This is a genomic window from Streptomyces sp. MnatMP-M17 (genome assembly GCF_900091995.1).
Lineage (GTDB): Bacteria > Actinomycetota > Actinomycetes > Streptomycetales > Streptomycetaceae > Streptomyces.
Genome location: NZ_FMDK01000083.1, coordinates 1 through 9851 on the forward strand (window position 1 = coordinate 1; position 9851 = coordinate 9851).

11 protein-coding genes are annotated in these 9851 nt (G+C 69.7%); 8 read left to right on the forward strand and 3 right to left on the reverse strand.

Going from position 1 to position 9851, the window contains the following annotated elements; translation table 11 throughout:
* Positions 1-236 precede the first annotated feature (236 nt).
* Complete coding sequence (locus GA0115259_RS04435; RefSeq protein WP_093591103.1) at positions 237-845, reverse strand: PH domain-containing protein; 609 nt, start codon at positions 843-845, stop codon at positions 237-239.
* 109 nt (positions 846-954) lie between these two features.
* Here GA0115259_RS04435 and deoC point away from each other — a divergent pair, with 109 nt between their 5' ends.
* The 5 genes from deoC (at position 955) to GA0115259_RS04460 (ending at position 4868) form a co-directional block, all read left to right on the forward strand.
* Positions 955-1902: a deoxyribose-phosphate aldolase gene (gene deoC, locus GA0115259_RS04440; protein ID WP_093591127.1), complete on the forward strand. Its 948-nt coding sequence runs from the start codon at positions 955-957 to the stop codon at positions 1900-1902.
* A gap of 5 nt (positions 1903-1907) precedes the next feature.
* Positions 1908-3365, forward strand: coding sequence for an aldehyde dehydrogenase family protein (locus tag GA0115259_RS04445; protein WP_093591106.1), 1458 nt, complete (start codon positions 1908-1910; stop codon positions 3363-3365).
* Positions 3365-4261: an aldehyde dehydrogenase family protein gene (locus tag GA0115259_RS04450; protein WP_093591109.1), complete on the forward strand. Its 897-nt coding sequence runs from the start codon at positions 3365-3367 to the stop codon at positions 4259-4261. Before GA0115259_RS04445 ends, GA0115259_RS04450 begins: the two co-directional genes overlap by 1 nt.
* A 103-nt stretch (positions 4262-4364) precedes the next feature.
* The gene (locus tag GA0115259_RS04455) at positions 4365-4616 is read left to right on the forward strand and encodes a type II toxin-antitoxin system Phd/YefM family antitoxin (RefSeq protein WP_093591112.1); all 252 of its coding nucleotides are present in this window, start codon (positions 4365-4367) and stop codon (positions 4614-4616) included.
* Positions 4617-4868, forward strand: coding sequence for a type II toxin-antitoxin system RelE family toxin (locus tag GA0115259_RS04460; protein WP_093591115.1), 252 nt, complete (start codon positions 4617-4619; stop codon positions 4866-4868).
* Between the two features lie 3 nt (positions 4869-4871).
* Here the strand turns inward: GA0115259_RS04460 and GA0115259_RS04465 are convergent, their stop codons facing one another.
* A complete protein-coding gene (locus GA0115259_RS04465) occupies positions 4872-5288 on the reverse strand; it encodes a hypothetical protein (protein ID WP_093591118.1) in 417 nt (138 codons plus the stop codon).
* A gap of 199 nt (positions 5289-5487) precedes the next feature.
* Here GA0115259_RS04465 and GA0115259_RS04470 point away from each other — a divergent pair, with 199 nt between their 5' ends.
* Positions 5488-6147: a uridine kinase family protein gene (locus tag GA0115259_RS04470; RefSeq protein ID WP_256097900.1), complete on the forward strand. Its 660-nt coding sequence runs from the start codon at positions 5488-5490 to the stop codon at positions 6145-6147.
* A 274-nt stretch (positions 6148-6421) separates the two neighbouring features.
* Here the strand turns inward: GA0115259_RS04470 and GA0115259_RS04475 are convergent, their stop codons facing one another.
* The gene (locus GA0115259_RS04475) at positions 6422-7192 is read right to left on the reverse strand and encodes a SigE family RNA polymerase sigma factor (RefSeq protein ID WP_093591121.1); all 771 of its coding nucleotides are present in this window, start codon (positions 7190-7192) and stop codon (positions 6422-6424) included.
* A gap of 192 nt (positions 7193-7384) precedes the next feature.
* Here GA0115259_RS04475 and afsQ1 point away from each other — a divergent pair, with 192 nt between their 5' ends.
* Complete coding sequence (gene afsQ1, locus GA0115259_RS04480) at positions 7385-8062, forward strand: two-component system response regulator AfsQ1 (protein ID WP_079124961.1); 678 nt, start codon at positions 7385-7387, stop codon at positions 8060-8062.
* Positions 8059-9714 (forward strand): sensor histidine kinase, encoded by a 1656-nt coding sequence (locus tag GA0115259_RS04485; protein ID WP_370747276.1) that lies wholly within the window; start codon positions 8059-8061, stop codon positions 9712-9714. Before afsQ1 ends, GA0115259_RS04485 begins: the two co-directional genes overlap by 4 nt.
* The last annotated feature ends 137 nt before the right edge of the window (positions 9715-9851 follow it).

The following is a 9851-nucleotide window of genomic DNA, read 5'->3' on the forward strand; positions in this document are numbered from 1 at the left end:
AAATCACGCTTTAGTGTCCGGACACGCACCTCCTCCGACCCCGACCCCCTCCCGCCCGGACCCCGGCTTCCCGCCCGGTGCCGGGCGCACATCCAGCCCGTCCGGCGATTGAGGACGGAACCGTCCGCCCCCGGTGTCGGGCTCTTGCTCGGAGGGGGCCAGCTCCTCGCCGCACTCCGGCCGCAGGCCGGAAAAACCAGCCCGTCCGGCGATTGAGGACGAAAGCCGGGGGCCGGTCAGCCCGTGGCCAGGAGGACGATCAGGAGCACCAGGCCCGCGAGCGTCGGCGCGATCACCTCGTACGCCCAGCGGATCGTCGGGGTGCCCTGGGCCGTCGGCCGGGTCGTGGCCTGTTCGGACAGTTCGCGCAGCTCCGTGACCGCGCGGTCCGCGAGCGCCAGCTTCGCCGGGTCGAGGGTCTCCGAGGTGTGGGCCAGCCGGTCCTGGTAGCGGTTGGCGCGCTTGCGCTGGCGCAGGGAGACCGGGACGGCCCAGAGCTGGAACTTCCCGTCGTTCTCGGTGAAGACCTCGCAGGAGTACACGGCCCGTATGCCCGTCACCGTCCCCCAGGGCAGTGTGATGGTCCGGAACGGGTTTCTGATCCGCAGCCGGTCGTTCCCGGCGAAGACGGCCGGGCGCAGGCTGAACGCGACGATCAGCGGTACGGCGAAGAGGAGACCGGCCAGCGCCAGCCACGGCGTGCGGTCCGTGCCCCAGACGAGCGCGTCGACGCCGAGCCAGGCCACAACCGCCAGCAGCAGGATCCCGCCGAGGATCCCGCCGCCCGACCGGAAGACACGGTCGCGGTGGGTCGGCTCGGAGGGCTGAGGCGCTGGACTCGTCATATGCCCGATTCTGCCGTACGCGTCCGTAAACCCTCCACGGACCCCGGTCACAGCTCGGACTCACCCCTGTACAGGTCGCTACGCGCGTAGATATGCTCCTCTGGTGACCATGCCCACCATCACCCACGCATTCGCCGACGTGACCGCGTCCGACAGCGCGCTGCGCCGTTTCCTGCACGGGCTGCCCGGTGTCGACGCCGTCGGCCTGGAGGCGCGTGCCGGTTCGCTCGGGACGCGCTCGATCAAGACCACGGCCAAGGCGTACGCCATCGATCTCGCCATCTCCATGATCGATCTGACGACGCTCGAAGGCGCGGACACCCCGGGCAAGGTCCGGGCGCTCGCCGCCAAGGCCCTGCGGCCCGATCCGACCGACCGTACGACACCCGCCACCGCGGCCGTCTGTGTCTATCCGGACATGGCGGAGACGGCGGTCGCCGCGCTCGCCGGGTCCGCGGTGAAGGTCGCGTCCGTCGCGACCGCCTTCCCGGCCGGCCGGGCCTCGCTCGCGGTGAAGCTCGCGGACACCCGTGACGCCGTGGCTGCGGGAGCGGACGAGATCGACATGGTCATCGACCGCGGCGCGTTCCTCGCCGGTCACTACCTCAAGGTGTACGAGGAGATCCGCGCGGTGAAGGAGGCGGCAGGCGCCGCCCGGCTCAAGGTCATCTTCGAGACCGGCGAGCTGTCCACGTACGACAACATCCGCCGTGCCTCCTGGCTCGGCATGATCGCGGGCGCGGACTTCATCAAGACCTCGACCGGCAAGGTCGGCGTCAACGCCACGCCCGCCAACACACTGCTGATGCTGGAGGCCGTACGGGACTTCCGCGCGCAGACCGGCGTACAGATCGGTGTGAAGCCCGCGGGCGGTATCCGCACCAGCAAGGACGCGGTGAAGTTCCTGGTGCTGGTCAATGAGACCGTCGGTGCGGACTGGCTGGACAGCCACTGGTTCCGCTTCGGCGCCTCCAGCCTGCTGAACGATCTGCTGATGCAGCGTCAGAAGCTCAGCACCGGCCGCTACTCCGGCCCCGACTATGTGACGGTGGACTGATCACCATGGGTTCTGTATTCGAGTACGCACCGGCGCCCGAGTCCCGCGCCGTCGTCGACATCGCGCCGTCGTACGGGCTGTTCATCGACGGCGAGTTCACCGAGGCGGCCGGCGGCAAGGTCTTCAAGACCGTCTCGCCGTCGACGGAGGAGGTGCTCTCCGAGGTCGCGCAGGCGAGCGCCGAGGACATCGACCGGGCCGTCGGGGCCGCCCGTAAGGCGTTCGAGAAGTGGTCGGCGCTGCCCGGCGCCGAGCGCGCCAAGTATCTCTTCCGTATCGCCCGGATCATCCAGGAGCGCTCGCGCGAGCTCGCGGTCCTGGAGACCCTGGACAACGGCAAGCCGATCAGGGAGACCAGGGACACCGATCTCCCGCTGGTCGCGGCCCACTTCTTCTACTACGCGGGCTGGGCCGACAAGCTCGGGCACGCCGGGCTCGGCGCGGATCCGAGGCCGCTCGGTGTCGCGGGCCAGATCATCCCGTGGAACTTCCCGCTGCTCATGCTCGCCTGGAAGATCGCACCGGCGCTCGCCACCGGCAACACCCTGGTGCTGAAGCCCGCCGAGACGACTCCGCTCTCCGCGCTCTTCTTCGCGGACATCTGCCGTCAGGCGGGACTCCCCAAGGGCGTCGTCAATATCGTGACCGGTGACGGCAGTACGGGCGCTGCGCTGGTCTCGCATCCGGACATCGACAAGATCGCCTTCACCGGTTCCACCGCCGTGGGCAAGGCCATCGCGCGCGAGATCGCCGGTACGGACAAGAAGGCCACGCTCGAACTGGGCGGCAAGGGCGCCAATATCGTCTTCGACGACGCGCCCGTCGACCAGGCCGTCGAGGGCATCGTCACCGGGATCTTCTTCAACCAGGGTCAGGTCTGCTGCGCGGGCTCCCGGCTGCTCGTCCAGGAATCGGTCCACGACGAGGTACTGGAGTCGCTCAAGCGACGGCTCTCCACGCTGCGTGTCGGCGATCCGCTGGACAAGAACACCGACCTCGGCGCGATCAACTCCGCCGAGCAGCTCGCCCGTATCACGGCGCTGGCGGAGACGGGCGAGGCGGAGGGCGCGGAGCGCTGGTCGCCGGCGTGTGAACTGCCGTCCTCCGGCTACTGGTTCGCGCCGACGCTCTTCACGAACGTCACGCAGGCGCACACCATCGCCCGTGACGAGATCTTCGGCCCGGTGCTGTCCGTGCTGACGTTCCGTACGCCCGAGGAGGCCGTGGCGAAGGCCAACAACACGCAGTACGGCCTGTCGGCGGGCATCTGGACGGAGAAGGGCTCCCGCATCCTGGCGGTGGCGAGCAGGCTCCGGGCGGGCGTCGTCTGGGCCAATACGTTCAACAAGTTCGACCCGACCTCGCCCTTCGGCGGCTACAAGGAGTCGGGTTACGGCCGTGAGGGCGGCCGTCACGGTCTAGAGGCGTATCTGGCCCCGTCGAGCCCGGAGGGCGAGCGCTGATGAGCACTGTCGATGAGACGCGACTGAGTGTCTTCAAGACCTACAAGCTGTACGTCGGGGGCAAGTTCCCTCGCAGCGAGAGCGGCCGGGTGTACGAAGTGACCGACTCCAAGGGCGCCTGGCTGGCCAATGCCCCGCTGTCCTCGCGCAAGGACGCCCGGGACGCGGTCGTCGCGGCCCGCAAGGCGTTCGGCGGCTGGTCGGGCGCGACAGCGTACAACCGCGGCCAGGTGCTGTACCGCGTCGCGGAGATGCTGGAGGGGCGCAGGGGCCAGTTCGTACGGGAAGTCGCGGACGCGGAGGGGCTGTCGAAGCAGAAGGCCTCGGCGGCGGTGGACGCGGCGGTGGACCGCTGGGTCTGGTACGCCGGGTGGACCGACAAGATCGCGCAGATCGTGGGCGGGGCGAATCCGGTGGCGGGACCGTTCTTCAACCTCTCCACGCCGGAGCCGACCGGTGTCGTCACCGTCCTCGCGCCGCAGGACTCGTCCTTCCTGGGCCTGGTCTCGGTCGTCGCGCCGGTGATCGCCACGGGCAACACGGCGGTCGTCGTCGCGAGCGAGCGGTCTCCGCTGCCCGCGCTCTCCCTGGGCGAGGTGCTGGCCACCTCGGACCTTCCGGGCGGAGTCGTCAACGTCCTGTCGGGACGCACCGCCGAGATCGCGGCCCCGCTCGCCGCACACCAGGACGTCAACGGGATCGACCTGACCGGCGCGGACGCGGTCCTGGCGAAGGAGTTGGAGATCGCGGCGGCGGACAACCTCAAACGAGTCCTGCGCCCGCACGCCACGGACTGGCGCTCCGACCCGGGCACCCACCGCCTGACGGCCTTCCTCGAAACCAAAACGGTCTGGCACCCCACAGGCAGCCTGGGCGCCTCGGGCTCGTCGTACTGACGCCAGGGAGACCTCACACGGCCAGGGCCCCGCTTTCACTCATTCGGTAGAAAGCGGGGCCTTTTCAGTGCTCACTACTTGGCAGAGCCGTACTCTTCTGCACATGACTGACACCTACGCCATGACCGATGCCCGCGCCAATTTCGGCACGCTCGTGCGGCGGACAGCCCACTCGCACGAACGGATCGCCATTACCGACCACGGGCATGTGGCGGCCATACTGATCAACCCGCAGGATCTGGCAGATCTGGAGGACGCTCTCGCGGTGGCCGAGTATCAGCTCCGTAAGGAGCGCGGCACGCTGGAGCCGGGCATCCCGCACGACGAAGTCGGCCGCATGCTGGGGCTGCGGTAAGTGACCTACGAGATCATCTGGGAGCCACGCGCCACGAATGCGGCTCTCCGCTTCCTCAAGGACGATCCGGTCGGACTCTCGGCCGTGTACGAAACCGTGGACACGCTCGCAGCGGAACCACGCCCTGCCAACTCGATCCCGTATGGATCGGATGATGTGCTGCGCCTGCACATCGGCGATTACCGCATCCTCTATCTGATCGATGACGACGTCATCCGGATCCTCGTCACCCACCTCGGCCGCGTCACCTGACCGTCAGGCCGATGGGGCCGGCAGCAGTAGCTTCAGCGCCGGGCCCGCCAGGGGCAGGTCCTGGAGGGCGCCGCCGCCCTTGGTGAGGGGGTCGGTCAGTGCGGCCGTGGACAGGGGCTTGAAGTCGGCGATCTGGGTGCCCACCGCGTTGTCCAGGGGGTCGACGCCGGTGCCGGAGAGGGGGTTGAGGCGGAGCTTGGTGATCGGGGCCAGGGCGCCGGTGGTGGAGTGGGTGAGCGCGCCGGTGAGGGCCTGGCCCGACGCCGCGCCCGCCTCGGCGAGCTGGAGGTCGCTGTCCGTCGCCGACGCCACGGCGACGGGCATACCGCCCAGGCCGAGGGCCGCACCCGCCGCGGTGACGGTCAGACCGGCGCGCAGCAGAGCGCGGCGCCGGGAGGTGGGAGCTGCATGACGTGCCATGAGTTTTCCTGCCTGGCCGAGTGGAATGTCCTGTCCTCTAACGACTCCCGGCCGCGTGGAGATGCGGTGTGACACCCCATCAGGACCGCTCGGCCCAAGATCGTTCCACACCGATTTGTCATCGGTTCGCCATGATCCGTCGTGGATCCGTACACCCGGGTGGTTCCCTGCACGGATCCATGCCGCACACTGGTGTCCCGTGAGCTCTCCTTCCCATCCGGCCCGAGTCGTTCTGCTCGCAGGCCCGTCAGGCTCCGGAAAGTCCTCCCTCGCCGCGCGTACGGGCCTGCCCGTGCTGCGCCTCGACGACTTCTACAAGGAGGGCGACGACCCGACGCTGCCGCTGGTCCCGGACAGTACGGACATCGACTGGGACTCCGCCCAGTCCTGGGACGCGGACGCCGCCGTCGCGGCGATCGAGGAGCTGTGCCGTACGGGCCGTACGACCGTTCCCGTCTACTCCATCGCCACCAGCGCCCGCGTGGACACGGAGGCGCTCGACATCGCGCACACGCCCGTTTTCCTCGCGGAGGGCATCTTCGCCGCCGACATCGTCGCGCGCTGCCGGGAGTCGGGCGTACTGGCCGACGCGCTCTGTCTGCGCGGCCGGCCCTCGACCACCTTCCGGCGGCGGCTGCTGCGCGATCTGCGCGAGGGACGGAAGTCGGTCGGGTTCCTGCTGCGGCGCGGCTGGCGGCTGATGCGCGCGGAACGCGCGATCGTCGCCCGGCAGACGGCCCTGGGCGCGTATCCATGCGGCAAGGCGGAGGCCCTGGGCCGTATCACCGCCGCGGCTGCGGTACACAATGCCGCGCCCTGCCCTGCACCCGCGCCCAGCCAAACCGCAAGCGGCCATTGAGCAACCCCCACGGCGAGCAACCACCTCCGCGAGAGCGGCGACGGTTCAGGCGCGAAAAGCGCAAAAAGCAAGACCGTACAAGACCCCCCGGTCCTGTACGGTCCCGCTTCTTTTCCCTGTGATCCCCGTGGGCCCCCACGACCCACGAGTTCTCCCCCGTGCTCCCCGTGCTTTCCCCCGTACTCCCGCCGTCTCCCCCGAGACCGCGGGCCCCCCACCTTTCCCCGTGTCCCCCGTGTTCCCCTGTGCTCCCCCGTGTTTCCCCCTGCGGCCCTCAGGCGACCAGTTCGCCGAAGGACTCCTCCTCGTCACGGCCGAAGCTGAGGACCTCGTCCTCGCGGAGCCGGCGGAGTGACCGCCAGATGCTCGACTTCACCGTGCCGACACTGATGCCGAGGATGTCCGCGATCTCCGGATCGGTGCGGCCCTCGTAGTAGCGCAGTACCAGCATCGTGCGCTGGAGCTCCGGAAGGCGGGCGAGCGCCTGCCAGAGCACCGCGCGCAGTTCCGTGCCGCGCATCGCGTCGGTGTCGCCCGCCGTCTCCGGCAGCTCCTCCGTCGGATACTCGTTGAGCTTGCGCCTGCGCCAGGCGCTGATGTGCAGATTGGTCATGGTGCGCCGCAGATAGCCGCCGACAGCGGCCTTGTCGCTGATCCTGTCCCACGCCCGGTACGTCGAGAAGAGGGCGCTCTGGAGCAGGTCCTCGGCCTCGAACCGGTCGCCGGTGAGGTGGTAGGCGGTGGCGTACAGGGAGGCGCGGCGCTCCTGGACATAGGCGGTGAACGCCGCTTCGGCGTCCGCCCTCTCCGCCGGGAGCCGCCGCTCCCCCGAGCCCTCCCCGTACGTGGCGGCTCCCCCGTTGCCCGCCAGGTCCGCGTCAACCACCGTCATGTACGACGGCTTGTGCTGACGCCCGGCGCCGCGAACGCACCCCCGCCCGTTCACGGCGCCGGACTTCTCACCGTTCCTTGTGACATCGCTCCTCGTAACGTCGTGAAGACGCGTGACCACCGCGTTCGAGGCCGTGCCGTGCAGTGCGTTCATCCCGCGCCCCCCGTCGCTTGGAGTTGCTTCGTTCCCTGTGCCCAAGAGCTTGCCGGGGCAGTTTCATGGCGCTGTCCGCCGACTGTCACAGGCCTGTCACAGGGGGCGGCGTACCTTGCGCGGAGCGTGCGAAAAGTATGGGAGCGCTCCAACTGTCGAACTGTGGTCCCCCCATGGGACAGAATGACCTCCGTGCCTTTCCTGTTGCTGATCGAGGACGACGACGCCATCCGCACGGCCCTCGAACTCTCCCTGTCACGCCAGGGCCACCGAGTGGCCACCGCGGCGACGGGAGAGGACGGCCTGAAACTGCTGCGGGAGCAGCGGCCGGATCTGATCGTGCTGGATGTGATGCTGCCCGGGATCGACGGCTTCGAGGTGTGCCGGCGCATCAGGCGCACCGACCAGCTGCCGATCATTCTGCTGACCGCGCGCAGCGACGACATCGATGTGGTGGTCGGCCTGGAGTCCGGCGCCGACGACTATGTGGTCAAGCCGGTGCAGGGCCGGGTGCTGGACGCGCGGATCCGCGCGGTGCTGCGGCGCGGTGAGCGGGAGTCCACGGATTCCGCGACCTTCGGCGGTCTGGTGATCGACCGGTCCGCGATGACCGTCACCAAGAACGGCGAGGATCTCCAGCTCACACCGACCGAGCTGCGGCTGCTGCTGGAGCTGAGCCGCCGTCCCGGCCAGGCGCTCTCGCGTCAGCAGCTCCTGCGGCTGGTGTGGGAGCACGACTATCTGGGCGACTCACGGCTGGTGGACGCGTGTGTGCAGCGTCTGCGCGCGAAGGTGGAGGACGTACCGTCCTCGCCGACCTTGATCCGTACGGTGCGCGGAGTGGGATACCGGCTGGACGCGCCTTCGTGAGCGAGGCGCACACGGTGGACGGGCCGGACCGCGGCCCGCACGGCCCGCTGGAGAACGGCACAGGCGCAGGCGCTACGCGGCGCGGTACGGCGGAGAAGGGCGGTACGGCGGAGAAGGGCGGCGCGACGAAGAAGGCGATCCTGGCCGGGCTCCGCTGGACCAGTCTGCGGCTGCGGCTCGTGGTCGTCTTCGGCGCGGTGGCCCTGACCGCGGCGGTCTCCGCGTCCGGGATCGCGTACTGGCTCAATCGCGAGGCCGTGCTGACCCGCACCCAGGACTCGGCGCTCAACGACTTCCAGCAGAAGATGCAGAACCGGGCGGCGGAGCTGCCGCTGTGGCCGAGCCAGAGCGAGCTCCAGAGCACCGCCGAGCAGATGGCGGACGGCAGCGCCGGTTACAGCGTGCTGCTGATAGGCGAGCGCGCCGAGGGCAAGCCCGTCGTCGGCGCCTCCGACCGGGACACCTTCACGCTGGACGACGTACCGGAGTCGCTCCAGCAGGCCGTGAACGGCAAGCAGAAGGTCACCTCCGGCAACGCCTACCCGTACCACGTCTTCTGGCTGCGCACCGAGCTCGGCGGTACGCCCTATCTGGTGGGCGGTACGCGGATCATCGGCGGCGGTCCGACCGGCTATCTCCTCAAGTCCCTGGACCAGGAGCGCGCGGATCTCAACTCGCTCGCCTGGTCGCTGGGCATCGCCACGGCCCTCGCGCTCGTCGGGTCCGCGCTGCTGGCGCAGGCCGCCGCCACGACCGTACTCAAGCCCGTGCAGCGGCTGGGCGAGGCGGCGCGGCAGCTCGGCGAGGGCCGGTTCGGGACCCGGCTGCGGGTGACGGGCACGGATGAGCTGGCCGATCTCTCGCGTACGTTCAACAAGGCCGCGGAGTCCTTGCAGAAGAAGGTCGCGGACATGAGCGCGCGGGAGGAGTCCAGCCGCCGTTTCGTCGCCGACATGTCCCATGAGCTGCGTACGCCGCTGACCGCGCTGACCGCCGTGACGGAGGTGCTGGAGGAGGAGGCCGACAGTCTCGACCCGATGATCGCGCCCGCCGTGACGCTGGTGGTGAGCGAGACCCGGCGGCTCAATGTCCTGGTGGAGAATCTGATGGAGGTCACCCGCTTCGACGCGGGTACGGCCCGGCTCGTCCTGGACGACGTCGATGTCGCGGACCAGGTCACGGCCTGTATCGACGCGCGGGCCTGGCTGGACGCGGTGGAGCTGGACGCGGAGCGCGGCATCATGGCGCGGCTCGATCCGCGCAGGCTCGATGTGATCATGGCGAATCTGATCGGCAACGCGCTCAAGCACGGCGGCTCGCCGGTCCGGGTGGCGGTACGTACGGAGGACGGCTCCCTCGTCATCGAGGTACGGGACCACGGGCCCGGTATCCCCGAGGACGTCCTGCCGCATGTCTTCGACCGTTTCTACAAGGCGAGCGCGTCCCGGCCGCGCTCGGAGGGCAGCGGTCTGGGACTGTCGATCGCGATGGAGAACGCCCATATCCACGGCGGTGACATCACCGCGGCGAATGTGCCGGACGGCGGCGCGATGTTCGTCCTGCGACTGCCGAAGAACGGCGCGGAGCCGGAGTCGGAGTCGTCGGCGACGGACGGCGGAGCGGGACCGGAAGAGGAAGGCGACGCGCGGTGACGCCGAGGAACGGACCGCCGCGAAGCGGACGGAACGGTACGCGGACGACGGCCGAGACGGCCCGGCATGGGCTCCGGCGCGGGCTCGGGCCGGACCTCGGGCCGCGCCGCGTGGCTCGCGGCGGTGCGGCCGAGGTC

Bases quoted from the DNA above. Each gene is read 5' to 3' on its own strand.
- GA0115259_RS04435 (WP_093591103.1), bottom strand. From the start codon at position 845: ATGACGAGTCCAGCGCCTCAGCCCTCCGAGCCGACCCACCGCGACCGT.
- deoC (WP_093591127.1), top strand. From the start codon at position 955: ATGCCCACCATCACCCACGCATTCGCCGACGTGACCGCGTCCGACAGC.
- GA0115259_RS04445 (WP_093591106.1), top strand. From the start codon at position 1,908: ATGGGTTCTGTATTCGAGTACGCACCGGCGCCCGAGTCCCGCGCCGTC.
- GA0115259_RS04450 (WP_093591109.1), top strand. From the start codon at position 3,365: ATGAGCACTGTCGATGAGACGCGACTGAGTGTCTTCAAGACCTACAAG.
- GA0115259_RS04455 (WP_093591112.1), top strand. From the start codon at position 4,365: ATGACTGACACCTACGCCATGACCGATGCCCGCGCCAATTTCGGCACG.
- GA0115259_RS04465 (WP_093591118.1), bottom strand. From the start codon at position 5,288: ATGGCACGTCATGCAGCTCCCACCTCCCGGCGCCGCGCTCTGCTGCGC.
- GA0115259_RS04475 (WP_093591121.1), bottom strand. From the start codon at position 7,192: ATGAACGCACTGCACGGCACGGCCTCGAACGCGGTGGTCACGCGTCTT.